Origin of the sequence: Pseudomonas baetica (genome assembly GCF_051216495.1) — a bacterium.
Lineage (GTDB): Bacteria > Pseudomonadota > Gammaproteobacteria > Pseudomonadales > Pseudomonadaceae > Aquipseudomonas > Aquipseudomonas baetica_B.
The window spans coordinates 31,039-56,910 of the sequence record NZ_JBPKAM010000036.1 but is presented as its reverse complement, the minus strand read 5'-3'; the positions used below and the strand labels follow the sequence as shown (position 1 = coordinate 56,910).

Here is a 25,872-nt window from a genome sequence, read left to right as displayed (position 1 = left end):
TTTTTGTTTTTTTTCGCCGTCCTCTTTTCCGGCCCTTCCCCCCCCCCCTTGGAAGCTTCTTTCCGTTGGGGGAGCGAGCCTGCTCGCGAAGGCGTCATCACGCCTTACGCAAAATCAAGCGTCGCGAAACAGCCAAGGCTGGCTCGCACGATGCTTGGCTTCGAACGCCGCGATCGCATCGCCGTCCTGCAAGGTCAGGCCGATATCGTCCAGCCCGTTGAGCAGGCAGTGCTTGCGGAAGTCATCGATTTCGAAGCTGTATACCTTGCCGTCCGGACGGGTCACGGTCTGGGCCTGCAGATCGATCTGCAATTGATAGCCCGGTTCGGCCTCGACCTGCTTGAACAGCTCATCGACTTCTTCATCCTTCAAGATGATCGGCAGCAAACCGTTCTTGAAGCTGTTGTTGAAGAAGATGTCGGCGTAGCTCGGCGCGATGATGCTGCGGAAACCGTATTCTTCCAGTGCCCATGGCGCGTGTTCGCGGCTGGAGCCGCAACCGAAGTTCTCACGGGCCAGCAACACGCTGGCGCCTTGATAACGCTCGGCATTGAGCACAAAGTCCTTGTTCAGCGGGCGCTTGGAGTTGTCCTGATACGGCTGACCCACGTCCAGGTAACGCCACTCATCGAACAGGTTCGGACCGAAACCGGTGCGCTTGATCGACTTCAAGAATTGCTTCGGGATGATCTGGTCGGTGTCGACGTTGGCACGATCCAGAGGCGCGACAAGTCCAGTGTGCTGGGTAAAAGCTTTCATGCTGCGCTCCTTAGATCAATTCACGGACGTCGACGAAACGACCGTTCACAGCGGCGGCCGCGGCCATGGCCGGGCTGACCAGGTGGGTACGACCACCGGCACCCTGACGGCCTTCGAAGTTACGGTTGGAGGTCGAGGCGCAATGCTCGCCCGACTCCAAACGGTCCGGGTTCATCGCCAGGCACATCGAGCAACCCGGCTCGCGCCATTCGAAACCGGCTTCGAGGAAAATCTTGTCCAGACCTTCCGATTCGGCCTGTGCCTTCACCAGGCCCGAGCCCGGCACCACGATGGCCTGCTTGATGGTCGACGCCACTTTGCGACCCTTGGCGATCTCTGCCGCCGCGCGCAGGTCTTCGATCCGCGAGTTGGTGCAGGAACCGATGAACACGCGGTCCAGCTGAATGTCAGTGATCGCCTGATTGGCGGTCAAACCCATGTACTTCAGGGCGCGTTCGATGGAACCGCGCTTGACCAGGTCCATTTCCTTGGCCGGGTCCGGCACGTTCTGGTCCACAGCCAATACCATCTCCGGCGAGGTGCCCCAGCTGACTTGCGGCTTGATCTGGGTCGCGTCAAGCTCGACGACGGTGTCGAACACCGCATCGGCGTCGGACACCAGGTCTTTCCAGGCTTCGACGGCCATATCCCATTCGGCGCCTTTCGGGGCGAACGGACGTCCCTTCACGTAAGCCACGGTTTTTTCGTCCGCGGCCACCAGACCTACGCGAGCGCCGGCCTCGATGGACATGTTGCAGATGGTCATACGGCCCTCGACGGACAGGTCGCGAATTGCGCTGCCAGCGAATTCGATGGCGTGGCCGTTACCGCCAGCAGTGCCGATCTTGCCGATCACGGCGAGGACGATGTCCTTGGCCGTGACGCCGAACGGCAATTTGCCTTCGACGCGCACCAGCATATTCTTCATTTTCTTGGCGACCAGGCACTGGGTGGCGAGCACGTGCTCGACCTCGGAAGTGCCGATACCGTGGGCCAGGGCGCCGAACGCGCCGTGGGTCGAGGTATGGGAGTCGCCGCAGACCACGGTCATGCCCGGCAAGGTGGCACCCTGCTCCGGGCCGATGACGTGAACGATGCCTTGGCGGACGTCATTCATCTTGAATTCGACGATGCCGTATTCGTCGCAGTTATCGTCGAGGGTCTGGACCTGCAAACGCGAGACCTGGTCGGCAATGGCTTCAATGCCGCCCTTGCGTTCAGGGGTCGTCGGTACGTTGTGGTCCGGGGTCGCGATGTTGGCATCGATCCGCCAAGGCTTGCGCCCGGCCAGACGCAGGCCTTCGAAGGCTTGCGGCGAGGTCACTTCATGGATGATGTGACGATCGATATAGATCAGCGCAGAGCCATCGTCGCGCTGCTTGACCAAATGCGAGTCCCAGAGCTTGTCGTAGAGCGTTTTGCCGGCCATCAGACGGTTTCCTCATCAGCTTGTTTCTATGCCCTGGGTTTCGAGTAATTCAATAACCCTTTGGCTTGTGAGGCTGATGCTATGGGGTTAGATTAAATAACTCAAATTCATATTTTTTATGCTTTGGATAACCAACTGGAATGCACCCATGGACCTGGCCAATCTCAACGCCTTTATTGCCATTGCCGAGACAGGAAGCTTCTCCGGTGCCGGTGAACGGCTGCATCTGACCCAACCGGCGATCAGCAAGCGCATCGCCGGGCTGGAGCAGCAATTGAAGGTCCGGCTGTTCGATCGCCTGGGCCGTGAAGTCGGCCTTACCGAGGCCGGCCGTGCCCTGCTACCCCGTGCCTACCAGATCCTGAATGTCCTCGATGATACGCGCCGCGCCCTGACCAACCTCACGGGCGAAGTGACCGGTCGTCTGACCCTGGCTACCAGTCACCACATTGGCCTGCACCGTTTGCCGCCTTTATTAAGGGAGTTCACCCGCCGCTACCCTGAGGTCGCGCTGGATATTCAGTTCCTGGACTCGGAAGTGGCCTACGAGGAAATCCTCCACGGCCGGGCGGAATTGGCAGTCATCACCCTGGCGCCGGAGCCCCATGCACTGGTCAAGGCCACGCCGGTGTGGGACGACCCACTGGACTTCGTGGTCGCCCCGGAGCATTCACTGCTCGACAACGGCAAGGTCAGCCTCGCAGACATCGCCCGCCATCCGGCGGTGTTTCCCGGTGGCAACACCTTTACCCACCATATCGTCCAGCGACTGTTCGAAGCCCAGGGCCTGACGCCGAACATCGCCATGAGCACCAACTACTTGGAAACCATCAAGATGATGGTGTCGATCGGCCTGGCCTGGAGCGTCCTGCCACGCACCATGCTGGATGATCAGGTTGCGCGAATACCTTTGCCGGGCATACAACTGTCTCGCCAGCTAGGCTATATCCTGCACACAGAAAGGACGCTATCGAATGCAGCACGGGCCTTCATGGCCTTGCTGGATGCTCAGATCGATCTGCCAGGGACTCAAGGCTAACCTGTGCTACGCCTATAGAGCCGCGAATTCCTGTGCCAAATGCCCTATTCAGCCCAAGGCTTGCCAATGCCGAAATCTGTTGACCGTATTCCGCCGATGCCGCGTATTCAGGCGCTTGATCCCAGGCGTTCCGAGCAAAGCTGGGAAAGCGCCCCGCAATTGCTGGCCGCCCTGAACGGTGCACGTCTGGGCGCCTGGTATTGGGATATCGAGCGCGGGCAGATCAGTTGGTCGCGGGGGACCCAGGCGTTGTTCGGCTTCGATCCGCGGCAACCCTTGCCCGCCGATCTGGAATACCTCGACCTGTTGCCGCCGGAGGACCGGGCAAAAACCGTTCGCGCCTTCCATGCAGTGATCGCCGGTGCTCCACTTGAGCAAGCCATGCACCACCGCATTCGCTGGCCTGACGGCAGCCTGCATTGGCTGGAAATCAACGGCAGCCTGCTGCCCGACAAGCATGGTCGACCAAGGATGATCGGTGTGATCCGTGAAATCACCCACCAGCGCCAGCGCGAACAGGCATTGAGCAGTTCCGAAAAACGCTTCGCCACCCTGTTTCACCTGTGCCCGAACATGGTCCTGCTGACCCGCCAGGAAGACGGTCTGATCACCGAAGCCAACCAGTACTTCGAAAGCCTGTTCGGCTGGCCGGTGCAGGATGCCATCGGCCGCACCACCGTGGAACTGGGCCTGTGGGTACACCCCGAACAGCGGGCCGAACTGGTCAAGGCCACCAAGGCCAAAGGCGAACTCACGAGCATGGAGGTGCAGTTTCGCGCCAGCAACGGACAGATCCATGACGGCATCCTCAGCGCGCAAAAGGTCGAACTCGAAGGCCAACCCTATCTGCTGAGCACCTTCCTCGACACCACCGATCGCAAAGCCGCCGAGCAAGCACTGAAAGACAGCCAAGAACGCCTCGATCTGGCGCTGGACTCGGCGCAACTGGGTACCTGGGACTGGCACATCCCCAGCGGCATGCTCTATGGCTCGGCCCGGGCCGCACAATTGCACGGGCTGGAAGCCAAGCCTTTCCACGAGTCCTTCGAAGATTTTTTCGACGGCGTGCCCGGCGAAGAGCGCGCCAACATGCGCGATGCCTATCGCAGCCTGCGCGAAGGCCCGGCCGGCAACTATCAACTGACTTACCGCGTGCAGTTGCCGGATGGCAGCTCGCGCTTCCTGGAAAGCCGTGCCCGCCTCTATCGCGATGAAAGCGGCGCGCCGTTGCGCATGGCCGGCACCCTGCTCGATATCACCGATCAGGTCGAACGCGAACAACAGCTGGTGGCTTCCGAAGAGAAATTCGCCACGCTGTTCCAGGTCAGTCCGGATCCGATCTGCGTCACCCACCAGGACACCGGGCAGTTCATCGAGATCAACTCCAGCTTCACCCAGACCTTCGGTTGGACCACCGCCGATGTGATCGGGCGCAGCGCCGACGAAATCGGCCTGTGGGACGCCTCTGCAAAGAGCCTGCAACGCATCGAACAGGTGATTCGCGAACAAGCGCTGAACAACGTGGCGATCCTTGTCCAGCACAAGGACGGAGAATCACTGACCTGCGTGATTTCCAGCCGCCAGATCAGCGTCGGCGATCAGCCGTGCATCGTCACCACGCTGCGTGACATTACCCAGCAGCAACGCTCGGAAGCGGCACTCAAGGCCAGCGAAGAGAAGTTCGCCAAGGCGTTTCACTCCAGCCCGGACGCCATCACCATCACCGAGCGCGACACCGGGCGCTATCTGGAGGTCAACGATGGTTTCTGTCGCTTGACCGGTTATCGCGCCGATGAAGTGATCGGTCGCACGGTGTATCAGGTCGGCATCTGGGCCGAAGAGAAGCAACGCTCGGCGTTGCTGGCCGAACTGCAGATCAAGGGCCGGGTGCATCACCTGGAAATGCTCGGGCGCAACAAGCGCGGCGAGTTGCTGACGGTCGAAGTCTCGGTGGAGCCGATCACTCTCAACGAAACCGCGTGCCTGCTGCTGACCGCCCGGGACGTCAGCCTGCTGAAAAACGCCGAAGCGCAGATCCGTCACCTGGCCTATCACGACCCGCTGACCAACCTGCCCAACCGCGCATTGCTGATGGATCGCCTGAGCCAACAGATCGCCCTGCTCAAACGCCACAACCTGCGTGGCGCCCTGATGTTTCTCGACCTCGACCACTTCAAGCACATCAACGACTCGCTCGGCCATCCGGTGGGCGATACCGTGCTGAAGATCATCACCGCGCGCCTGGAGGCCAGCGTGCGCATGGAAGACACCGTTGCGCGTCTGGGCGGCGACGAATTCGTGGTTCTGCTCAGCGGTCTCGAAGGTTCGCGTAACGACGTCACCCTTCAAATACAGGAGCTGGCCGACACCCTGCGCGAATTGCTGTCCGAACCAATGTTCCTCGACGGCCAGCGCCTGCAAGTGACACCGAGCATCGGCATTGCGCTGATTCCCGATCATGGCTCCACGCCCACCGACCTGCTCAAACGTGCCGACATCGCGCTTTACCGCGCCAAGGATTCGGGGCGCAACACCGCGCAGATGTATCACAACACCATGCAGAAGGCCGCGAGCGAGCGCCTGCGCATGGAAACCGATCTGCGCCTGGCACTCTCCCGGGGTGAATTTCGCGTGCACTACCAGCCTCAGCTCGATGCCCGGGATAATCGCATCGTCGGCGCCGAAGCACTGGTGCGCTGGAACCATCCGGAACTCGGCGCCCAATCGCCCACGGAATTCATCAAGGTGCTAGAGGACAGCGGCTTGATCCTGGAGGTTGGCACCTGGATCGTCGACGAAGCCTGCCAGGCCTTCAGGCAACTGATTGCCAACGGCTTGGTGGACCCGCAGGATTTCAGCCTGTGCGTGAACATCAGCCCGAGGCAATTTCGCCAGAATGACTTCGTCGAACACATCGAAGAGAGCCTCGCCCACTACGGTCTGCCCTGCTCGATGCTGAAGCTGGAAATCACTGAAGGCATTGTCATCCAGAATTTGGAAGACACCATCAATAAAATGCGCCGCCTGAAAAAACTCGGCGTGAGCTTTGCCATGGACGATTTCGGTACCGGTTACTCCTCACTGACCTACCTCAAGCGCCTGCCGGTCGACACATTGAAAATCGACCAGTCATTCATTCGCGACGCCACCACTGACCCCAACGATGCCGAGATCATCCGCGCCATCGTCGCCATGGCCCGCAGCCTGGAATTGAAAGTGATTGCCGAAGGCGTGGAGACGCCCGAGCAACTGGAATTCCTGCAAGGGCTGGGTTGCCACTTCTATCAGGGGTATCTGCACAGCCAGCCGTTGCCGGTCGAGGAATTCCAGAAACTGCTGAAATGACACCGCCCCTGTAGGAGCGAACTTGTTCGCGAAAAACCTGAGAACACTTCGGGGTATCAAGTTTCCCGCGTTATCGTTGACGACCATCGCGAGCAAGCTCGCTCCCACAGAAGGTGGCTATTCATACCTGTGTATGACATTCCTGACCCTCTGTACAAGTGACGCCATCCCGGCCAAATCGTAAATTGGATCCCACGCAATCGGCCAGCGGACAAACGTCCCGCCCCACCGATGAATGATCGCAGCTGCCGATCATTCTCCCGTGCAACACCCCGGCCACTCTTCCCGATCACAGGGCCGGGTTTTCTGCGCCCGCATACCCGTTATGCGGGCGCTTTTTTTTGATCATTGAGGTGATTCCATGGGTGAATACCGCAAATTATGGTGGTCGCTGATTGGCGTCCTCGGCGTAACCTTCTGCCTGCTCGGATGGTTCGGCCACGAGATTTACCGACAGGCGCCACCGATACCCGAACAGGTGCAAACCGTCGAAGGCAAAACCCTGTTCCGCGCCTCCGACATCCTCGACGGCCAAACCGCCTGGCAGAGTGTCGGCGGCATGCAACTGGGCTCGATCTGGGGCCATGGTGCCTATCAGGCACCGGACTGGACCGCCGACTGGCTGCATCGCGAACTGCTCGCCTGGCTGGACCTGGCGGCGCAGCAGAACTACGCCAAGGCCTATGGGGATCTCGAAGCTGATCAGCAGGCCTTGCTGCGCCACCAACTCAAACGCGAGTACCGCGGCAATCGCCTGGTGAATGGCACGCTGGTGCTCAGCGAACGGCGTATCGAGGCCATCGAAAAAACCGCTGCGTATTACCATGCCTTGTTCGGTAACGACGCTGCGCTGCATGGAAGTCGTGAAAGCTTCGCGATGAAAGAGAACACCCTGCCCGACACCGCGCGGCGTCAGCAGTTGACGTACTTTTTCTTCTGGACCGCCTGGGCGGCCGCCACCCAACGTGATGGCCAGACGGCGACCTTTACCAACAATTGGCCCCATGAACCCTTGATCGACAACAACCCCACCGCCGAAAACGTGGTCTGGTCGATTGTCAGCATTGTCGTGCTGCTGGCGGGTATCGGTTTTCTGGTCTGGGGCTGGGCGTTCCTGCGCAATCACGAAGAAGGCGAACCCAAGGTTCCGGCCAAGGACCCGCTGAGCCTGATCAAACTCACGCCCTCGCAAAAGGCTTTAGGCAAATACCTGCTACTGGTCGGTGCGCTGTTTGGCTTTCAAGTGCTGATGGGCGGCGTGACCGCGCACTACACGGTCGAAGGCCAGGATTTCTATGGCCTGCCGCTATCGAAGTGGTTCCCCTATTCGCTGACCCGAACCTGGCATTTGCAGAGTGCCATGTTCTGGATCGCCACCGGCTTCCTCGCGGCTGGGTTGTTTCTGGCACCGTTCATCAACGGCGGCAAAGACCCGAAATGGCAGAAACTGGGTGTCGATGTGCTGTTCTGGGCCCTGGTGTTGGTGGTCGTCGGCTCGTACACGGGCAACTTCCTCGCCATCGCCCAACTGATGCCGCAGCAATGGAGTTTCTGGCTTGGCCATCAGGGTTACGAATACGTTGACCTGGGCCGTCTGTGGCAAATCGCCAAGTTTGCCGGGATCGTATTCTGGCTGGTGCTGATGTTGCGCGCGATGCTGCCTGCCCTGCGTCAGCCCGGCGATAAAAACCTGCTGGCGCTGCTGGCTTGCTCGGTGATCGCCATCGGACTGTTCTACGGCGCCGGCCTGTTCTATGGCGAACGCACCAACCTGTCGATCATGGAGTACTGGCGCTGGTGGGTCGTGCACCTGTGGGTCGAAGGGTTCTTCGAAGTCTTCGCCACCACGGCACTGGCGTTCATCTTCACCAGCATGGGACTGGTCTCCAAGCGCCTGGCCACCACCGCCACCCTCGGTTCGGCCTCGCTGTTCATGCTCGGCGGCGTACCAGGCACCTTCCACCACATCTACTTTGCCGGCACCACCACGCCCGTGATGGCGGTGGGTGCAACGTTCAGCGCCCTGGAAGTGGTTCCCCTGATCCTGCTGGGCTACGAAGCCTGGGAAAACTGGCGCCTCAAGGACCGCGCAGCGTGGATGTCACAACTTCGCTGGCCGCTACAGTTCTTCATCGCCACCGCGTTCTGGAACATGCTCGGTGCCGGGGTGTTTGGTTTCCTGATCAACCCGCCGATTGCGCTGTATTACATTCAGGGCCTGAACACTACGCCATTGCACGCCCACGCTGCCTTGTTCGGGGTTTACGGATCACTGGCCCTGGGTTTCAGTCTGCTGATCCTGCGTTATCTGCGACCGAATCTGCAGTTCAATGATCGCCTGATGAACACTGGCTTCTGGTGGCTCAATGGCGGCCTGATGCTGATGATCGTCACCAGTCTGTTGCCCATCGGCATCCTGCAGTTCCATGCCAGTGCCAGCCAAGGCCTGTGGTATGCCCGCAGCGAGGCGTTCATGCAGCAAGACCTGCTGCAAACCCTGCGCTGGGTCCGCACCTTCGGCGACATCGTGTTTCTGGTCGGCGCGTTCGCGGTGATCTGGCAAATTGCAGGCGGCCTGCTGTTTTCGTCCCGCCATTCGCACGCTGCGCAAACGAGGACGGTAACCGGTCAGCGTTAAAACACGGGCATGAAAAAGGGCGCCAATGGCGCCCTTCTTTTTGGCTCTGGCTTAGTGTTGCAGAGCCGGTTTTTGCGTCCCGTTGATCGGGATGCGCTTGGCTTTCGCCTCTTCCGGAATCACTCGCAGCAGGTCGATGCTCAACAGACCGTTGCGCAGATCCGCGGCCTTGATTTCGATATGGTCCGCCAGACGGAAGGACAGTTTGAAGGCTCGCTGTGCGATGCCTTGATGCAGGAAGGTCACGCCTTCGCTGGCATCACGTTTGCCGCCACTGATGGTCAGCACACCCTTCTCGACTTGCAACTCCAGGTCTTCCTCCTGGAAACCGGCTGCCGCCACGACGATGCGGTATTCATCGTCACCGTGTTTTTCGACGTTGTAAGGAGGATAAGTGCTACCAGGCTCGTTGCGCAGGGCGGTTTCGAACAGGTCGTTGAAACGGTCGAAACCTACCGAGGAACGGAACAGAGGCGCCAGGGAAAATGCAGTAGTCATGGTTCAAATCTCCTGAAAAAAATCAGCAAGGTTTTTGTCTCCGCGACCCGAATTCGGCATCGCGTAATCCTTAGATAGGGACCGCTGATTACATTTCAAGAGATTTTTTCAGATTTTTTAAGCCGCCTCGGCCACCTGTAATCCCAGCAATCGCGACACCTGATCCAGTTCAGTCTCGCGACGCAGGACAGTGAACAGTTCCACCGCCTCGGGATAATTGCGGGTCAGCATCGCCAGCCACTGCTTCAAGCGGCCCGGCGCTTGTCGCGGTGTCATCTGTGCCACGGCTTGCAGCCAGAAGTCCTGGACCAGGGGTAACAGCTCGGCCCAGGTCATCTCGACGACCTCCTCGCCCGCCCGTGCTGCGGCAATCTGCCGGGCCAGGTCCGGGCGCGAAACCAGACCGCGACCGAGCATGATGTCTTCCACGCCGCTGATCTCGCGGCAACGGCGCCAATCGTCGACGTCCCAGATATCGCCGTTGGCAAACACCGGCACCTTGACCACGTCCTGCACCCGGGGAATCCACTCCCAATGCGCCGGCGGCTTGTAACCGTCGATTTTGGTCCGCGCGTGGACCACGATATGCTCCGCGCCGCCCTCGGCCAGGGCCGTGGCACACACCAATGAACCGTCCGGGCTGTCAAAGCCCAGGCGCATCTTGGCCGTCACCGGAATGTGCGCCGGAACGGCGCGACGGACATGCTCGACGATCCGGTTCAGCAGCTCGGGCTCCTTGAGCAACACCGCGCCCCCCCGGGACTTGTTCACCGTCTTGGCCGGGCAGCCGAAGTTCAGGTCGATCACCTCGGAACCCAACTCGCAGGCCAGCGCAGCGTTTTCCGCCAGGCACACCGGATCCGATCCGAGTAATTGCACGCGCAGTGGCACGCCGGACGCGGTGCGGGCACCGGTCAGCAGCTCAGGGCCGAATTTGTGGAAATAGGCAGGTGTCAGCAGTTGATCGTTGATCCGAATGAATTCGGTCACGCACCAATCGATACCGCCCACACGGGTCAGTACGTCGCGCAAGATGTTGTCGACCAACCCCTCCATGGGCGCCAAAGCAATTTGCATGAAAAACACACTCGACGAAAAACGTGCGGCAGTTTACTGGATTACGCAAGAAATCGCAGATTCCTTGTGGGAGCGAGCCTGCTCGCGAAGACGACCGCACATCCAAAATCGATGGATCTGAAAGACCGCTTTCGCGAGCAGGCTCGCTCCCACATTTAGATTTTTGTTGTTTCCAGATGGTGTAACAACGCCGGGCCATAACCCTCTATGAACTCCGCCGGCATGCGCTTGGGCTTGCCCGTGGACAGCTCAATGCAGACGAAGGTCGTTTGCGCTCGCAGCAACGTCGAATTATCGCTGGGGCGCTTCAACTGGAAGTGACGGGTCATTTTCAGGCGCTGGTCCCAATCGACGATCCAGGTCGCCAATTGCAGCTCGTCGCCTTCATAGGCGGCTGCCAGGTAATCGATCTCGTGCCGCACCACCGCCATTGCCCGGTCCAGTCGGCGATACTCGACCAGATCCAGGCCAAGGCGCTGAGAGTGGCGCCATGCGCAGCGCTCGAGCCAGGTCACGTACACCGCGTTATTAGCGTGACCCAGACCGTCAATGTCCTCAGCGCCTACTTGCAGATCGATGATAAATGGCGTTGCCCGATCCCAGCCCATGCCCCACTCCCGGTCAGATGATTTCGACCGGGGCAGTGTAACGGAAGCTCAGGCCGATTGGCGCGATTGCAGACTGCGGCCGGCCAGCAGTGATAGGACGCCATCAATCACCCGAGGGTCGGCAAGCACCCGTTGATGGCCGCCCTCTTCCAGACGTAACAGCCGGCTGTCGAACCAGGCTTCATGGATCAGTTGGGATTCCTTGACCGGGACGAAATTGTCGTCTTCCGCATGAACAATCAGGCCGGGCATGTCGAGTTGATAGTGCGCCACATCCAGCGCGGCGGCACGCATGCCAACGTCCCTCTCGACCTGGCGGATAAAGGCAGAACGGGCTTTCGGAGGTAACCGCATATAGCGGGCGAAGCCGCGCAGCACTCCCAGAATCCGCGCCGGGGCGGCGATACTCACCAGGGTTTCTGTACGCAGGCCAAGCTGCACGGCCAGCATTGCGCTGGCGCCACCCATGGAGTGACCAATGACCGCTTGCAACGGCGGCAACTCGGCGGCGGCCTCAAGCATGGCGCGAGCGAACAACACCACATTCGCCTCGGTTCCCGGAGAGCGACCGTGTGCCGGGCCGTCGAGGGCGATGACGCTGTAACCGGCATCGACCAGTGCAGTGATGAGACTGGCAAATTGTGTCGGCCGACCTTCCCAGCCGTGCATCAACAACACCGTCGGCCCCTGCCCCCAACGCAATGCCGAGAGACCGAAACGCAAAGTGATTCGTTCGGATTTGGCCAGCAGCGGCAATTCCCAATCCCGCGGCGGAAAATCCCGCGGCGTCATGAACGCCAGTCGCATTTTGCTTGCGACCAGTTTCGGAGCAAACCAACCCAAGGTGCCATTAACGCCACGAACCCACTTCAACGTGCTCATCGCTCACTCCCAAGGCTTTGCCTTCAGGTCAACGCACCGCCGACTTGGCAGCGCGAAGCAATCGGTCGGATAAATCACCTGGGCCCAGCGCACGTGCCAGCGCCAGGCCACCCACCATCAAGGCCATGTCGGCCAACGCTTTGTCGGTTTCTTCAGGACTGGCCGCCAACTGCGCGACCATCAGCTCCAGGTGCTCGTTCAGCGCGATTCGGAAGTCCTCGGGCAGACGTCCGAGCTCACCGATCGAGGCCGGGATTGGGCACGCAGACTCGCTGGAATCACGGTGTTTGCGTGACAGATAGAACGCAGCGACCAAAGCGCGACGCTCTTCACCGGTCAGCTCGGCATCCATGTCGGCAATCAAGTCACGACGGCGACCCAGCAATTGCTTGAAGGCCTCCAGCATCATCGCGTCCTTGCTTTCGAAGTGCGCATAGAAGCCACCGACCGTCAGGCCGGCCGCGCCCATCACTTCGCCCACGCTCGGTTCGGCCGGGCCGCGCTGAATCAGCGCTGCGCTGGCGGCCTTGAGGATGCGTTCGCGGGTTTGAGCTTTTTTATCGTTCATCGTTGCCTCCGAATATTACGACTAGAATATTATTCTCATAATAATTTTCTGCAAGTCGTGGATGTGACCGCTGGTCTGAAGAACAGTTTGGGAGAAAGGGTGGGATTTGGCCAAACGCCAGACAAACAAAAGGGCCATTCAATAATTGAATGACCCTTATAAAATCCCGCAGAGCGGGTAATCGTGGCGTCCCCTAGGGGACTCGAACCCCTGTTACCGCCGTGAAAGGGCGGTGTCCTAGGCCACTAGACGAAGGGGACGCAAACCCTTCTATACAACTGATCAGTGCTGAGAGCTGATCGATTCAAGGCCGGTGTGGCCAGACCTTGAACTGTAAATTGGTGGAGCTAAGCGGGATCGAACCGCTGACCTCCTGCATGCCATGCAGGCGCTCTCCCAGCTGAGCTATAGCCCCGGATTTTTCGCCTCGCGGCGGAGCGACATCTTGCAACATCGCTTCTGTGAAACTGGCGTCCCCTAGGGGACTCGAACCCCTGTTACCGCCGTGAAAGGGCGGTGTCCTAGGCCACTAGACGAAGGGGACGCAAACCCTTCTATACAACTGATCAACGCTGAGTGTTGATCGCTTCAAGGCCGGTGTGGCCAGGCCTTGAAGTGTAAATTGGTGGAGCTAGACGGGATCGAACCGTCGACCTCTTGCATGCCATGCAAGCGCTCTCCCAGCTGAGCTATAGCCCCTCATCGTTGATGTCATCGCTGAGGACGGGGCGAATCTTAAGGGTGTAACGAAAGCCTGTCAAACTTATTTTTCAAAAAATTTAAAATTTTTTGTCGGCATAACAATCACTTACCGCCCTCCCCCCGAAAATCCGGGGTTTTCTTCAACTGTAGGAGCTGGCTTGCCAGCGAAGGCGGCCGCAAGATCAATGCAAGCAGCAAGGTCGCTTCGCCAGCAAGCCGGCTCCTACAGATCGGGCATGCGCAATCAGGCGATCGCGCCCAACAGCTTTTCCCACTCTTTGTTTTCTTTCTTCGACACGCCGCCCAGCAGGTCAATCGCCTGGCGCAAGCGGAAACGGGTCAGGTCCGGACCGAGGATTTCCATCGCATCGAGCACCGATACCGAGCTGGCCTGCCCGGTGATCGCCGCAAACATCAGCGGCATGGCATCACGCAGTTTCAGCTCCAGGGATTCGACAACCGCCTGGATCGTTGCCGTGATGCTGTCCTTCTCCCACTGACGCAGGCTTTCGAGCTTCCACAGGATCAACTGCATCAATTGACGGACCTGATCACCGGAGAGCTTCTTCGATTCGAACAGCTTGGCGTCCGGATTCACGCCACCGGCGAAGAAGAAACCGGCCAACGGCGCGACCTGGCTGAAGGTTTCAACCCGGCCCTGGACGTGCGGCGCGATTTTCATCATGTATTCGGAATTGAATGCCCACTTCTGCACCCGCGCGGCGAACTCTTCTACTGGCAAGTCACGCAGCCACTGGCCATTGAGCCAGGACAGTTTCTCGATGTCGAAGATCGGCCCGCCCAGAGAAACACGCTTGAGGTCGAAGTTCTCGACCATTTCCTGCAGCGAGAATTTCTCGCGCTCGTCCGGCATCGACCAGCCCATGCGCCCCAAATAGTTGAGCATGGCTTCCGGCATGAAGCCCATGCGCTCGTAGAAGGTCACCGAGGTCGGGTTCTTGCGCTTGGACAGCTTGCTCTTGTCCGGGTTACGCAGCAGCGGCATGTAGCACAGCTCCGGTTGTTCCCAGCCGAAGTATTCATACAAGAGGATCAGTTTTGGCGCCGATGGCAGCCACTCTTCACCACGCAATACGTGGGTGATGCCCATCAGGTGGTCATCGACCACGTTGGCCAGGAAGTAGGTCGGCAGGCCGTCGGTCTTCATCAGGACTTGCATGTCCATGCGATCCCACGGGATTTCAACGTCGCCACGCAACATGTCCGGAACCACGCAAACGCCTTCGCTCGGCACCTTCATGCGGATCACGTGCGGTTCGCCAGCGGCGAGACGGCGCGCGACTTCTTCCTTGGACAGCAACAGCGCACGGCCGTCGTAACGCGGGGTTTCGCCACGGGCCATTTGATCGGCGCGCATCTGGTCCAGCTCTTCGGCGGTGCAGAAGCACGGGAAGGCATGACCCATGTCCACCAGTTGCTGGCAATACTTTTGATAAATGTCGCCACGCTCGCTTTGACGATACGGACCGTGTGGACCGCCGACGTCCGGGCCTTCGCTCCAGTCGATGCCCAACCAGCGCAGGGCGTCGAAAATCTGCTGCTCGGACTCGCGGGTCGAGCGCAACTGGTCGGTGTCTTCGATCCGCAGGATGAACTCACCACCGTGCTGCTTGGCAAAGCAGTAGTTGAACAAGGCGATGTAGGCGGTACCTACGTGGGGGTCCCCGGTAGGCGATGGCGCGATGCGAGTGCGGACGGTGGTCATGGCATGTCTCGAAAAGAGTGAAAAGCAAAGATTAAACAAAGGGCGAATGGTAACAGGCGACACCCACCCCGCTCCAGCGAACAGGGCATTTAAGCCAAGTTTGCGTCTGGAACGCCCGTATGACGTGCTGAATGGCCGAATATCAGCCGATGGCATTTACCGCTTATCGGCTGTATGCCAGATTCGCCTGCTGATAACTTTCCTTACATATTCTCGACTACAGTTTGCCCCATGCCTGCCCAACTCAAGCGTCGCCTGTCCATTTTCCTGCTGATCGTCCTGCTGATTGCCGGGGGCCTCTTCGCCCACTGGTTCTTCAAGGGGCGTTTTTATGAAAGCACTGACAACGCCTATGTTCAGGGCGAGATCACTCGCGTCTCGAGCCAACTGGGCGCGCGCATCGACCAGGTGCTGGTGCAGGACAACCAGCACGTCGAAAAAGGCCAACTGCTGATCAGGCTGGAAGGCGATGATTTCCGCCTCGCCGTCGATCGCGCCAACGCGACCCTCGCCACCCGCCAGGCCGAGCGCCTGCAAGCCCAGAGCAAACTGACCCAACAGGCCAGCCTGATTGCCGCCAGTGATGCGCAGGTCGCCTCCAGCCAGGCCAGCCTGGGCCGTACGCAGATTGACTTGAACCGGGCAGAGACCCTGCGCAAACCCGGCTACGTGTCGGAAGAACGGGTTACGACCCTCTCTGCCGAATCCCATATCGCCCGCTCGCAACTGAGCAAAGCCCAGGCGGACGCCCAGGCCCAACGCCAGCAAGTTAACGCGCTGAGCGCCGAGATCAAACGTCTCGATGCGCAAATTGCCAACGCCAAAACCGACCTGACCCAGGCCGAACTGAACCTCACGCGCAGTGAAATTCACGCGCCTATCAGTGGCCTGATCGGCCAGCGCTCGGCCCGTGAAGGCCAATATGTGCAGGCTGGCGCCTACCTGCTGTCGATCGTGCCGGATGAGGACATCTGGATTCAGGCCAACTTCAAGGAAACCCAGATCGGCCATATGCAGCCCGGACAGAAAGCCGAGCTGATCTTCGACGCTTACGGCGACACGCCGATCGAAGCCCGGGTCGATAGCCTGTTCGCCGCCTCGGGCGCGCAATTCAGCCTGTTGCCACCGGACAATGCCACGGGCAACTTCACCAAGGTTGTACAACGGATTCCAGTCAAACTGACCTTCGCCGCCAACAATCCGCTGCGTGGCAAGATCCGCCCGGGCATGTCGGTGACCGCCAAGGTGAACATCAAGGACACCCCTGACGATGTCACCAACACAGTGAGCAGCAAAGACACCCCAGACGATGGCCGGTGATCAACTGATCCGCCCGGTCGGCGAACCGACCCGGCGGGACTGGATCGCGGTGATGAGCGTGATGCTCGGCGCCTTCATGGCGGTGCTCGACATCCAGATCACCAACTCTTCGCTCAAGGACATTCAGGGCGCACTATCGGCGACCCTGGAAGAAGGCTCGTGGATCTCCACCTCGTACCTGGTGGCGGAAATCATCATGATCCCGCTGACCGCGTGGCTGGTGCAGTTGCTGTCGGCGCGACGCCTGGCGGTGTGGGTGTCCCTTGGTTTCCTCGTCGCCTCGCTGCTGTGCTCCATGGCCTGGAGCCTGGAAAGCATGATCGTTTTTCGTGCGCTTCAGGGCTTTACCGGCGGCGCGCTGATCCCGCTGGCGTTCACCCTGACCCTGATCAAACTGCCCGAACATCACCGCGCCAAAGGCATGGCGATGTTCGCCATGACCGCCACCTTCGCCCCCTCCATCGGCCCGACCCTGGGCGGCTGGCTGACCGAGAACTGGGGCTGGGAATACATTTTCTACATCAACATACCGCCCGGCCTGATCATGATCGCCGGCCTGATGTATGGCTTGGAGAAGAAGGAAGCGCACTGGGAACTGCTGAAAAGCACCGACTACACCGGGATTGTTACCCTCGGCGTCGGCCTGGGTTGTTTGCAGGTATTTCTTGAGGAAGGCCATCGCAAGGACTGGCTCGAATCGGACCTGATCGTGGCGCTCGGCAGCATTGCACTGATCAGCCTGATCACTTTTGTGATCGTGCAGTTTTCCAAGCCCAACCCGCTGATCAACCTCGGCATTCTCGGTAATCGAAATTTCGGACTTTCGAGCATTTCCAGTGTCGGGATGGGGGTCGGCTTATATGGTTCGATCTATCTGCTGCCGCTGTACCTGGCGCAAATCCAGAACTACAACGCCCTGCAGATCGGTGAAGTAATCATGTGGATGGGCGTGCCGCAGCTGTTTCTGATTCCACTGGTGCCCAAGCTGATGAAGTATGTGTCGCCGAAATGGCTGTGCACCGTGGGATTCGGCCTGTTCGGTCTGGCGAGTTTTTCGTCCGGGGTGCTGAACCCGGATTTCGCCGGGCCGCAGTTCAATCAGATCCAGATCATCCGCGCGCTGGGGCAGCCGCTGATCATGGTCACCATCTCGCTGATCGCCACGGCGTACATCCTGCCCCAGGATGCGGGGTCAGCGTCGAGCCTGTTCAACATCCTGCGCAACCTCGGCGGCGCCATTGGCATCGCCCTCCTCGCCACGTTGCTGGATGCGCGAACCAAGACCTACTTTGACTACTTGCGCGAGTCCATTGTGCCAAGCAACCCTCAAGTGGCCGAACGCCTGGCGTCGCTGACCAACACACTGGGCAGCGAAACCGCGGCGCTGGGCAAGCTCAGTGAAATCGCTCATCAGCAGGCATCGATCATGGCCTACAACGATGCGTTTCATTTTGTCGGGATTGCGCTGGGGATCAGCATGTTGGCAGTGTTGCTGACCAAGACATTGCCGGCGGGGTTGAAGGCTGGGGAAGCTCACTGAGACCGTGGCACCCCATTCGCGAGCAGGCTCGCTCCCACAGGGATCACACCGAACCTTGTGGGAGCGAGCCTGCTCGCGAAGACGCCATCACAGGCGCCGAAAATCTCAAACCGTGATCAGACGCTCCCGCAACTTGGCAATCTCGTCTCGCATCTGCGCCGCCGCTTCAAACTCCAGATCCCGGGCGAGCTGGTACATCTTCTCTTCCAACGCCTTGATACGCTTGGCGACTTCGCCCGGCGAGCGCAATTCGGCTTCGTATTTGGCACTTTCTTCGGCAGCCTTGGCCATGCCCTTGCGCTTCTTGCTGCGCGAGCCCGGCACGGTGGCGCCTTCCATGATGTCGGCAACGTCCTTGAATACGCCCTTGGGCGTAATGCCATTGGCCAGGTTGAAGGCGATCTGCTTGTCGCGGCGACGTTCGGTTTCACCGATCGCGCGCTCCATGGAGCCAGTGATGCGATCGGCATACAGGATGGCCCGACCATTAAGGTTGCGCGCCGCCCGGCCGATGGTCTGGATCAGCGAGCGCTCGGAACGCAGGAAGCCTTCCTTGTCCGCATCGAGGATGGCCACCAGCGACACTTCCGGCATGTCCAGACCTTCACGCAGCAGGTTAATCCCCACCAGCACATCGAAGGTACCCAGACGCAAATCGCGGATGATTTCCACCCGCTCCACGGTGTCGATGTCCGAGTGCAGGTAACGCACGCGCACGCCGTGGTCGCCCAGGTAATCGGTCAAGTCTTCGGCCATGCGTTTTGTCAGCGTGGTGACCAGAACCCGCTCTTCGAGCGCTACACGCTTGGTAATTTCCGACAGCAAGTCATCGACCTGGGTCAGCGCCGGGCGGATTTCCACCTGCGGGTCCACCAGGCCGGTCGGACGCACCACCTGCTCGACCACGCGCCCGGCGTGCTCGGCCTCATAGTTACCCGGTGTGGCCGAGACGAAAATCGTCTGCGGACTGATGCTTTCCCATTCGTCAAAACGCATTGGCCGGTTATCCAGCGCCGACGGCAAACGGAAACCGTATTCCACCAGTGTCTCTTTACGCGAACGGTCGCCTTTGTACATGGCACCGACCTGCGGCACGCTGACGTGGGACTCGTCGATCACCAGCAAGGCGTCCGGCGGCAGGTAATCGTAAAGGGTCGGCGGCGGTGCACCGGCTTCGCGTCCGGACAGATAGCGCGAGTAGTTTTCGATCCCGTTGCAATAGCCCAGTTCAAGGATCATCTCCAGGTCGAAACGGGTGCGCTGTTCCAAGCGCTGGGCTTCCACCAGTTTGTTGTTGGAACGCAGGTATTCCAGACGTTCCTGCAGCTCGACCTTGATCCCTTCCACGGCCTCCATCAGGGTTTCCCGAGGCGTTACGTAGTGACTCTTCGGGTAGAACGTGAAACGCGGCAGTTTGCGAATGACTTCGCCGGTCAGCGGATCGAAGGCTGAAAGACTTTCCACTTCGTCATCGAACAGCTCTATGCGAATCGCTTCAAAATCCGATTCCGCCGGATGGATATCAATCACATCCCCCCGCACCCGGAACGTCGCGCGGGCGAAATCCATGTCGTTACGGGTGTATTGCAGATCGGCCAGACGCCGCAGCAACTCGCGTTGATCGAGTTTGTCGCCGCGATCCACGTGCAACACCATCTTCAAATAGGTTTCCGGACTGCCCAGACCGTAGATACACGACACCGTGGTGACGATGATCGCGTCCTTGCGCTCCAGCAAAGCCTTGGTCGCGGACAGACGCATCTGTTCGATGTGATCGTTGATCGAGGCGTCCTTCTCGATGAAGGTATCGGAGGACGGTACATAGGCTTCGGGCTGGTAGTAGTCGTAGTAGGAAACGAAATACTCCACGGCGTTGTTCGGAAAGAACGCCTTGAACTCGCCATACAACTGCGCGGCCAGGGTCTTGTTCGGGGCCAACACTAACGTCGGGCGCTGAACCTGGGCGATCACGTTGGCGATACTGAAGGTTTTGCCCGAGCCGGTCACACCGAGCAGCGTCTGGTGCGCCAGGCCTGCTTCGATGCCCTCGACCATCAGACGGATGGCTTCCGGCTGATCGCCAGCGGGCGCGAAGCGGGTGACTAGCTGGAATTCAGACATGAAAAATCTCTCTGTTCTCGGAGCATTGAGATCGCGCCTGCACAGTCAAACCGGCAGGAACGGGAAAGGCCGCAAACGACACTGGTCGCCCGAGGAAAAAACTGGATTGTGCTCAATGTGGCGTCGATTGCCCGCGCTTTCAAGGCAAACGTCTTACATCTGTTTTTGTCTTTACCGTGACCAATCGACTAACGGTCGGAAAATAATCGGAAAAACTTAACGTAAATGCCGAATCGTCTGTCGCCATCGATCGCAGATGGCCTCTATACTAGCTCCCCGTTTGTGCACCGCTCTAGTGCATTCGGCTGGAGCGCCACACGTCCCTCCATTCTCCATTAGAGCTGCCGCAAAAATGAGCCTGTTCTCCGCTGTCGAAATGGCACCACGCGATCCAATCCTGGGCCTCAACGAAGCATTCAACACCGATACCCGTACCGACAAAGTCAACCTGGGGGTGGGTGTTTACTGCAACGAGGAGGGGCGAATTCCACTCCTGCGCGCCGTTGTCGAAGCCGAGACGATTCGCGCCGCTCAACACGCTTCCCGTGGCTACCTGCCAATCGACGGTATTGCTGCCTACGACCAGGCCGTGCAAAAGTTGCTGTTCGGCAAAGATTCGCCGCTGATCGCCGCGGGTCGTGTCATCACCACCCAAGCCGTTGGTGGTACTGGCGCACTGAAGATCGGTGCCGACTTCCTCAAACAACTGCTGCCGAACGCTGTCGTGGCGATCAGCGACCCGAGCTGGGAAAACCACCGCGCGCTGTTCGAGACTGCCGGTTTCCCGGTACAGAACTACCGTTATTACGACGCCGCGACCCACGACGTAAACCGTGCAGGTCTGCTGGAAGACCTGAACGCCCTGCCGTCCGGCTCGATCATTGTGCTGCACGCCTGCTGCCACAACCCGACCGGTGTCGACCTGAGCCCGGCGGACTGGAAAAACGTGCTGGAAGTCGTGAAAGCCAAAGGTCACGTACCGTTCCTCGACATGGCCTACCAGGGCTTTGGCGATGGCATCGACGAAGACGCCGCCGCCGTGCGCCTGTTCGCCGAGTCGGGCCTGACCTTCTTCGTTTCCAGCTCGTTCTCCAAATCCTTCTCGCTGTACGGCGAGCGTGTTGGCGCCCTGTCGATCGTCAGCGAGTCGAAAGAAGAAAGCGCGCGCGTGCTGTCGCAAGTCAAACGCGTGATCCGCACCAACTACTCCAACCCGCCAACCCACGGTGCAACCATCGTAGCTGCCGTGCTCAACAGCCCGGAACTGCGCGCCCAGTGGGAAGCTGAACTGGCTGAAATGCGCCTGCGTATTCGTGGCATGCGCACCCAGATGGTTGACCTGTTGGCGAAGAACGCACCACAGCGTGATTTCAGCTTTGTTGGGCGTCAGCGTGGCATGTTCTCCTACTCCGGCTTGAGCGTTGAACAGGTTCACCGCCTGCGCAACGAGTTCGGCATCTATGCCCTGGACACCGGTCGTATCTGCGTGGCTGCATTGAACCAGAGCAACATCAAGACTGTGACGGATGCCATCGTTCAGGTCATCTGAACCGCGGCCTGATCCGAAGAACGGGAAGCCAGATGGCTTCCCGTTTTTTATTTGTGGCAGATATTTCCCGACGGCCTGACCGAGGCCTCTAAACTGCACACAGATCAAATGTGGGAGCGAGCCTGCTCGCGAAGGCGACAGTTCAGTCAAAGATGTGTTGAATTGGACATTGCCATCGCGAGCAGGCTCGCTCCTACAGGTTTTGTGTACACCCGAGATTTCCGAAGAGAACCGACATGAAAAACGACAACCTGCGCGCCGACCGCGACGACCTGGATGATCTGGACGTCTTCACCCCTCGCCACCAGGCCAAACGCGGCAATAACCTGGTGATGCAAATCGCGGCCGGCGTATTTCTCGGCGGCCTGGCCTTGTGGCTGGTGCAACTGGGCGCCACGGCGCTGTACGCCAAACTGATGCTGGCCACGATTACTTTCGGCGGTTAGGCCGATTCGATGCCGTTGCGAGCACCATCGTTCGACGATGTTTAACCGTCTGTCCCCCTGATTCCGCCAAATGACTATCGGATGCTTGACTTCTCTTTTTGAATCAGTAACATAGGCGCCATTCCGCGATAGCTCAGTTGGTAGAGCAAGTGACTGTTAATCACTGGGTCCCTGGTTCGAGTCCAGGTCGTGGAGCCAGACAGCAAGACCGAAAGCCCCTGAATCGAAAGGTTCAGGGGCTTTTTTGTGGCCATGCATAAATACCAGGATCTTTCGATCCATAAAAAAGGGCCGACCTGTCTTTCGACAGGTCGGCCCTTTTCAACTGCGCATGTCAGACATGCTCACTGCTTTTCGCCAGCACCGGTCGCGGCTCCACCGCCCCATGCGCCGACTCCATCACCGGAATCTCCTTGCCATCGCAGTCATGCAGCTTGCCGTCACTGAAGTAATCCCCTTCGCGCAACGCCGCCAGATCCTGATAACGGATGACCCGCTCGGTCCCCGCTGCAAATACCGATTGCTGATCGGAGTTACCGGCAGTCAGGTGGTTGAAGGCCAGGTTCAGCACGATGGCCATGATGGCCGAGGAGCTGATGCCCGAGTGGAAGATCGTGGCGAACCAGCTTGGGAAGTGATCGTAGAAGTTCGGTGCGGCAATCGGGATCATGCCGAAGCCGATGGAGGTGGCAACGATGATCAGGTTGACGTTGTTGCGGTAGTCCACCTTGGACAGCGTACGAATGCCACTGGCGGCTACGGTACCGAACAGCACGATCCCGGCGCCGCCGAGTACGGAGGTCGGCACCGCGGCGATGACCCGGCCCATGAATGGCAGCAAGCCGAGAATCACCAGGAACAAGCCACCGGTGGCTACCACGTAGCGACTCTTGATGCCGGTCACCGCTACCAGCCCGACGTTCTGGGCGAAAGCACTCTGGGTGAAGGAGCCGAAGATAGGCGCGATCATGCTCGACAGCATGTCGGCACGCAGGCCATTACCCAAGCGCTTGGAGTCGACCTTGGTATCGATGATTTCACCGACCGCCAGGATGTCCGCCGAGGTTTCCACCAGGGTCACCATGACCACGATGCACATCGACAGGATCGCGGCGAAGTGGAAGGTTGGCAGACCGAAATGGAACGGGGCGGGGAAGCCGAACATCGGACCCTGGGTGACAGACGAGAAGTCCGCCATGCCAAGGAACACCGCGATGACCGTACCGATGACCATGGCCAACAGGATGGACAGACGGGAGATGGTCGCACTGCCGATCTTGCTCAAAAACAGCACCAGCACCAGCGTCACCGCGGCCAGGCCGATATTGGCCATGCTGCCGAATTCCGGGGAATGACTGTTGCCACCCATGGCCCAGCGCGCGGCCACCGGCATCAACGTCAGGCCGATGGTGGTGATCACGATCCCCGTGACCAGCGGTGGAAAGAATTTGGTGATGCGTGAGAACACCGGCGTGATTAGCAGGCCGATCAGAGACGCCGCAATCACCGCCCCCAGAATCGCCTGGAAGCCGCCCTCCCCCCCCGTGCTGACAATCGCCACCATGGTCGCGACACCGGAGAACGAAACGCCCTGTACCAGCGGCAACTGACAACCGAAAAACGGTAAGCCCAGGGTTTGCAGCAACGTTGCCAGCCCCCCCGCAAACAATGAAGCAGCAATCAACAAACCAATGTCCGCCGGCGACAAACCGGCAGCCTGACCAATGATCAAAGGCACCGCGACGATGCCACCGTACATGGTCAGAACATGTTGCAGGCCGTAAGCCATATTCGCGCCGATCCCGAGGTTTTCATCTTCGGGCCGTTGGTGTGAAACATGGGGCGTTTTCATGTTAGGGGGTTCCCTGGTTTTTGTTATGCGCACACTGTATGCAAGACTCAGGACAACTGTCTATAGAATTGTATACAACTAGCCGTTCAAATTATGAACGGTTGGTCATGCAGACTGTGTGCCACCGCGCATCAAACCTTGAAATACATCCTGCCGGGCCATTCTCCTCCGCCCGCTAGTCTTTTCAGTTCCTGTCGACCATCGGTCGTGGTCCCCCTCTTTCACATACATATAAAGTATGCATAATGAAGCCATTCGAAATTCAGTTCCATAAGGCAAAGAACGCAGCCAACAAGCTCAAGCACAAAGGCATCAGCCTAGCCGAGACAGAGTCGGTGTTTCATGACGAACGCGCCCTGACGCTTCAGGACGATCACCATGATGAACAGCGCTGGATCACCATCGGTTTGGATGCGAAGGGTCGATTGCTGGTCGTTGCGTACACCTATCGTGAGCCAAATTTCGTTCGAATTATTTCAGCGCGCCTCGCCAGCAAAAACGAGCGCCGACAGTACCTGGAGGCTTGACCGATGAAAGATGAATACGACTTCAGCCATGCCAAACGCGGGGCAGTTGCCTCCGGCAAAGGCAAGACCCGAATCACCATCATGCTCGATGATGTTGTCATCGATGCAGCGCGTGTGCTGGCAGAAAGCGAGGGGTATGGCTACCAGACTGCAATCAACAACACCCTGCGCCGGGCATTGCTGGCTGACCAAGGGAGGACTGCAGAGTCCAACGCTGTCGGGCATATCAAGAAGGGGATCACGGCCTCCGAATTGAAAAGCCTGGAGAAAAAACTCTCAGAGGCTCTCAGGGAGATTCATCGCGTGATGGCGCCAGAAGCGCAACCGTGAACATGAAGCAAAAAGGGGCAGATTGATGCAATCCGCCCCTTTTTTGTGTGCACGATCAGATGGTCATTGCGGCTCGATCAAGCGCGCGAGCGTATGCAGCAATGTTGCATTAACCGGCACACGAATATTGAACTCACCCTCCAGCAGAGCGACCAGGTCCTGCACATCTGTCACCTGCCGGCGCTCGCTGTCCCGGCCCATGCGATGGATCACGAAACTGCCATTGTTGAGGGTACGTCGCCACCCTTCCCCGGTCCGCGCCACCATCAGCTGCCTGGCGAACGATGATTCGGGATGGGTGGAGACGTACCAGTTGCCGACGGTGTAGTCGATGTCTTCCTGCCGTTGCAGATCGAAGATGTACATCGCTCGCCACTCATCCCCGACCCTGGCGCGAAGGGTGTAACCGTCAGCATGTTGCTCGATGCGATAGGACTCATGGGGAGTGAGCTGTTCAGCAGTACTCTCAAGTAACAGTGGCGCGGTGGGCACCATGCCGCCGAAGCCGACGTCAGTGATGTAGCGCACGCCATCCAGGGTCACCAGGCTCAAACGATGCGTACGAGCCGTCCATGCACCTTCGGGCTGGCCCATGACCACGCGACCACTGATGCCGCGCGCGTCAAAACCCAGCTCCTGAAGCAAATGCAGGTATAGCTTGTTGAGTTCATAGCAGTAACCGCCGCGCCCTTCGTGCAGGACTTTTCGTTCTATTGAAGGCAAATCGATCAGCACCGGCTCACCCGACAATGTAGCGAGGTTTTCAAACGGGAAAGTGCCGGTATGTCGCAATTGAAGCTGGCGCAAGGTTTCCAGGGTCGGCGCCGGAGGCGCATCGAAGCCCAGGCGCTGCAGGTACAGCGTAGGGTTCATCAGGCGTGGTTCGCTCATCGTTCAGTCCTTATGCACGCAGGCG

At 59.1% G+C, this 25,872-nt stretch carries 20 protein-coding genes and 5 tRNA genes; 10 read left to right on the top strand and 15 right to left on the bottom strand.

The window, feature by feature from the left end; translation table 11 throughout:
• Positions 1–114: 114 nt before the first annotated feature.
• Together leuD and leuC are read right to left on the bottom strand one after the other, a co-directional pair.
• Positions 115–759 (bottom strand): 3-isopropylmalate dehydratase small subunit, encoded by a 645-nt coding sequence (gene leuD, locus ACSFE6_RS14920; RefSeq protein ID WP_435428324.1) that lies wholly within the window; start codon positions 757–759, stop codon positions 115–117.
• Positions 760–769: 10 nt separating this feature from the next.
• The gene (gene leuC, locus ACSFE6_RS14915; protein ID WP_435428323.1) at positions 770–2,188 is read right to left on the bottom strand and encodes a 3-isopropylmalate dehydratase large subunit; all 1,419 of its coding nucleotides are present in this window, start codon (positions 2,186–2,188) and stop codon (positions 770–772) included.
• 148 nt (positions 2,189–2,336) lie between these two features.
• On the opposite strand from leuC, the gene ACSFE6_RS14910 reads away from it, so the two are divergent.
• The 3 genes from ACSFE6_RS14910 to ACSFE6_RS14900 all read left to right on the top strand — a co-directional run bounded on the left by ACSFE6_RS14910 (position 2,337) and on the right by ACSFE6_RS14900 (position 9,210).
• Positions 2,337–3,227, top strand: a complete 891-nt coding sequence (locus ACSFE6_RS14910) for a LysR family transcriptional regulator (protein ID WP_435428322.1) — start codon at positions 2,337–2,339, stop codon at positions 3,225–3,227.
• A 66-nt stretch (positions 3,228–3,293) separates the two neighbouring features.
• Complete coding sequence (locus tag ACSFE6_RS14905; RefSeq protein WP_435428321.1) at positions 3,294–6,572, top strand: PAS domain S-box protein; 3,279 nt, start codon at positions 3,294–3,296, stop codon at positions 6,570–6,572.
• A gap of 361 nt (positions 6,573–6,933) precedes the next feature.
• Complete coding sequence (locus ACSFE6_RS14900; RefSeq protein ID WP_435428320.1) at positions 6,934–9,210, top strand: nitric-oxide reductase large subunit; 2,277 nt, start codon at positions 6,934–6,936, stop codon at positions 9,208–9,210.
• Between the two features lie 51 nt (positions 9,211–9,261).
• Here ACSFE6_RS14900 and ACSFE6_RS14895 read toward each other — a convergent pair whose 3' ends face one another.
• The 10 genes from ACSFE6_RS14895 to gltX all read right to left on the bottom strand — a co-directional run bounded on the left by ACSFE6_RS14895 (position 9,262) and on the right by gltX (position 15,271).
• Entirely contained in the window at positions 9,262–9,708 is a 447-nt protein-coding gene (locus ACSFE6_RS14895) for an Hsp20 family protein (protein ID WP_435428319.1), read from the bottom strand.
• 117 nt (positions 9,709–9,825) lie between these two features.
• A complete protein-coding gene (locus ACSFE6_RS14890) occupies positions 9,826–10,785 on the bottom strand; it encodes a tRNA dihydrouridine synthase (RefSeq protein ID WP_435428318.1) in 960 nt (319 codons plus the stop codon).
• A gap of 155 nt (positions 10,786–10,940) precedes the next feature.
• Entirely contained in the window at positions 10,941–11,393 is a 453-nt protein-coding gene (locus ACSFE6_RS14885; RefSeq protein WP_435428317.1) for an acyl-CoA thioesterase, read from the bottom strand.
• 48 nt (positions 11,394–11,441) lie between these two features.
• Complete coding sequence (locus ACSFE6_RS14880; RefSeq protein WP_435428316.1) at positions 11,442–12,275, bottom strand: alpha/beta fold hydrolase; 834 nt, start codon at positions 12,273–12,275, stop codon at positions 11,442–11,444.
• 28 nt (positions 12,276–12,303) lie between these two features.
• Positions 12,304–12,843: a TetR/AcrR family transcriptional regulator gene (locus tag ACSFE6_RS14875; RefSeq protein WP_435428315.1), complete on the bottom strand. Its 540-nt coding sequence runs from the start codon at positions 12,841–12,843 to the stop codon at positions 12,304–12,306.
• 184 nt (positions 12,844–13,027) lie between these two features.
• Positions 13,028–13,103: transfer RNA gene (locus ACSFE6_RS14870), tRNA-Glu, on the bottom strand.
• 79 nt (positions 13,104–13,182) lie between these two features.
• A tRNA-Ala gene (locus ACSFE6_RS14865) sits at positions 13,183–13,258 on the bottom strand.
• Between the two features lie 53 nt (positions 13,259–13,311).
• Positions 13,312–13,387 (bottom strand) — tRNA-Glu (locus tag ACSFE6_RS14860).
• 79 nt (positions 13,388–13,466) lie between these two features.
• Positions 13,467–13,542 (bottom strand) — tRNA-Ala (locus ACSFE6_RS14855).
• 247 nt (positions 13,543–13,789) lie between these two features.
• Entirely contained in the window at positions 13,790–15,271 is a 1,482-nt protein-coding gene (gene gltX, locus ACSFE6_RS14850; RefSeq protein WP_435428314.1) for a glutamate--tRNA ligase, read from the bottom strand.
• A gap of 231 nt (positions 15,272–15,502) precedes the next feature.
• Here gltX and ACSFE6_RS14845 point away from each other — a divergent pair, with 231 nt between their 5' ends.
• Positions 15,503–16,591, top strand: coding sequence for an HlyD family secretion protein (locus ACSFE6_RS14845; RefSeq protein ID WP_435428313.1), 1,089 nt, complete (start codon positions 15,503–15,505; stop codon positions 16,589–16,591).
• A 49-nt stretch (positions 16,592–16,640) separates the two neighbouring features.
• Positions 16,641–18,131 (top strand): MDR family MFS transporter, encoded by a 1,491-nt coding sequence (locus tag ACSFE6_RS14840; RefSeq protein ID WP_435428325.1) that lies wholly within the window; start codon positions 16,641–16,643, stop codon positions 18,129–18,131.
• Between the two features lie 105 nt (positions 18,132–18,236).
• On the opposite strand, the gene uvrB is transcribed toward ACSFE6_RS14840, so the two are convergent.
• Positions 18,237–20,252 carry an excinuclease ABC subunit UvrB gene (uvrB, locus tag ACSFE6_RS14835; protein ID WP_435428312.1) on the bottom strand — a complete coding sequence of 672 codons (2,016 nt, stop codon included), beginning with the start codon at positions 20,250–20,252 and terminating at the stop codon, positions 18,237–18,239.
• A gap of 352 nt (positions 20,253–20,604) precedes the next feature.
• On the opposite strand from uvrB, the gene ACSFE6_RS14830 reads away from it, so the two are divergent.
• The 3 genes from ACSFE6_RS14830 (at position 20,605) to ACSFE6_RS14820 (ending at position 22,445) form a co-directional block, all read left to right on the top strand.
• Positions 20,605–21,801 (top strand): amino acid aminotransferase, encoded by a 1,197-nt coding sequence (locus tag ACSFE6_RS14830; RefSeq protein ID WP_435428311.1) that lies wholly within the window; start codon positions 20,605–20,607, stop codon positions 21,799–21,801.
• 236 nt (positions 21,802–22,037) lie between these two features.
• Positions 22,038–22,247: a hypothetical protein gene (locus ACSFE6_RS14825; RefSeq protein ID WP_435428310.1), complete on the top strand. Its 210-nt coding sequence runs from the start codon at positions 22,038–22,040 to the stop codon at positions 22,245–22,247.
• Positions 22,248–22,369: 122 nt separating this feature from the next.
• Positions 22,370–22,445 (top strand) — tRNA-Asn (locus tag ACSFE6_RS14820).
• Positions 22,446–22,581: 136 nt separating this feature from the next.
• Here the strand turns inward: ACSFE6_RS14820 and ACSFE6_RS14815 are convergent.
• Positions 22,582–24,099, bottom strand: coding sequence for a nucleobase:cation symporter-2 family protein (locus tag ACSFE6_RS14815; protein WP_435428309.1), 1,518 nt, complete (start codon positions 24,097–24,099; stop codon positions 22,582–22,584).
• Positions 24,100–24,344: 245 nt separating this feature from the next.
• Between ACSFE6_RS14815 and ACSFE6_RS14810 the strand changes: the two genes are divergently transcribed.
• Positions 24,345–24,626, top strand: a complete 282-nt coding sequence (locus tag ACSFE6_RS14810) for a BrnT family toxin (protein WP_435428308.1) — start codon at positions 24,345–24,347, stop codon at positions 24,624–24,626.
• Positions 24,627–24,629: 3 nt separating this feature from the next.
• The gene (locus ACSFE6_RS14805) at positions 24,630–24,956 is read left to right on the top strand and encodes a BrnA antitoxin family protein (protein ID WP_435428307.1); all 327 of its coding nucleotides are present in this window, start codon (positions 24,630–24,632) and stop codon (positions 24,954–24,956) included.
• 63 nt (positions 24,957–25,019) lie between these two features.
• On the opposite strand, the gene ACSFE6_RS14800 is transcribed toward ACSFE6_RS14805, so the two are convergent.
• The gene (locus tag ACSFE6_RS14800; protein ID WP_435428306.1) at positions 25,020–25,847 is read right to left on the bottom strand and encodes an arylamine N-acetyltransferase family protein; all 828 of its coding nucleotides are present in this window, start codon (positions 25,845–25,847) and stop codon (positions 25,020–25,022) included.
• Positions 25,848–25,872: the final 25 nt, after the last annotated feature.

Coding starts and splice junctions, on each gene's coding strand:
- ACSFE6_RS14910 (WP_435428322.1), top strand. CDS start 2,337: ATGGACCTGGCCAATCTCAACGCCTTTATTGCCATTGCCGAGACAGGA.
- leuD (WP_435428324.1), bottom strand. CDS start 759: ATGAAAGCTTTTACCCAGCACACTGGACTTGTCGCGCCTCTGGATCGT.
- ACSFE6_RS14900 (WP_435428320.1), top strand. CDS start 6,934: ATGGGTGAATACCGCAAATTATGGTGGTCGCTGATTGGCGTCCTCGGC.
- ACSFE6_RS14830 (WP_435428311.1), top strand. CDS start 20,605: ATGAGCCTGTTCTCCGCTGTCGAAATGGCACCACGCGATCCAATCCTG.
- ACSFE6_RS14805 (WP_435428307.1), top strand. CDS start 24,630: ATGAAAGATGAATACGACTTCAGCCATGCCAAACGCGGGGCAGTTGCC.
- ACSFE6_RS14890 (WP_435428318.1), bottom strand. CDS start 10,785: ATGCAAATTGCTTTGGCGCCCATGGAGGGGTTGGTCGACAACATCTTG.
- ACSFE6_RS14895 (WP_435428319.1), bottom strand. CDS start 9,708: ATGACTACTGCATTTTCCCTGGCGCCTCTGTTCCGTTCCTCGGTAGGT.
- ACSFE6_RS14885 (WP_435428317.1), bottom strand. CDS start 11,393: ATGGGCTGGGATCGGGCAACGCCATTTATCATCGATCTGCAAGTAGGC.
- gltX (WP_435428314.1), bottom strand. CDS start 15,271: ATGACCACCGTCCGCACTCGCATCGCGCCATCGCCTACCGGGGACCCC.
- ACSFE6_RS14875 (WP_435428315.1), bottom strand. CDS start 12,843: ATGAACGATAAAAAAGCTCAAACCCGCGAACGCATCCTCAAGGCCGCC.
- uvrB (WP_435428312.1), bottom strand. CDS start 20,252: ATGTCTGAATTCCAGCTAGTCACCCGCTTCGCGCCCGCTGGCGATCAG.
- ACSFE6_RS14905 (WP_435428321.1), top strand. CDS start 3,294: ATGCCGAAATCTGTTGACCGTATTCCGCCGATGCCGCGTATTCAGGCG.
- ACSFE6_RS14815 (WP_435428309.1), bottom strand. CDS start 24,099: ATGAAAACGCCCCATGTTTCACACCAACGGCCCGAAGATGAAAACCTC.
- ACSFE6_RS14810 (WP_435428308.1), top strand. CDS start 24,345: ATGAAGCCATTCGAAATTCAGTTCCATAAGGCAAAGAACGCAGCCAAC.
- ACSFE6_RS14845 (WP_435428313.1), top strand. CDS start 15,503: ATGCCTGCCCAACTCAAGCGTCGCCTGTCCATTTTCCTGCTGATCGTC.
- ACSFE6_RS14800 (WP_435428306.1), bottom strand. CDS start 25,847: ATGAGCGAACCACGCCTGATGAACCCTACGCTGTACCTGCAGCGCCTG.
- ACSFE6_RS14880 (WP_435428316.1), bottom strand. CDS start 12,275: ATGAGCACGTTGAAGTGGGTTCGTGGCGTTAATGGCACCTTGGGTTGG.
- ACSFE6_RS14825 (WP_435428310.1), top strand. CDS start 22,038: ATGAAAAACGACAACCTGCGCGCCGACCGCGACGACCTGGATGATCTG.
- leuC (WP_435428323.1), bottom strand. CDS start 2,188: ATGGCCGGCAAAACGCTCTACGACAAGCTCTGGGACTCGCATTTGGTC.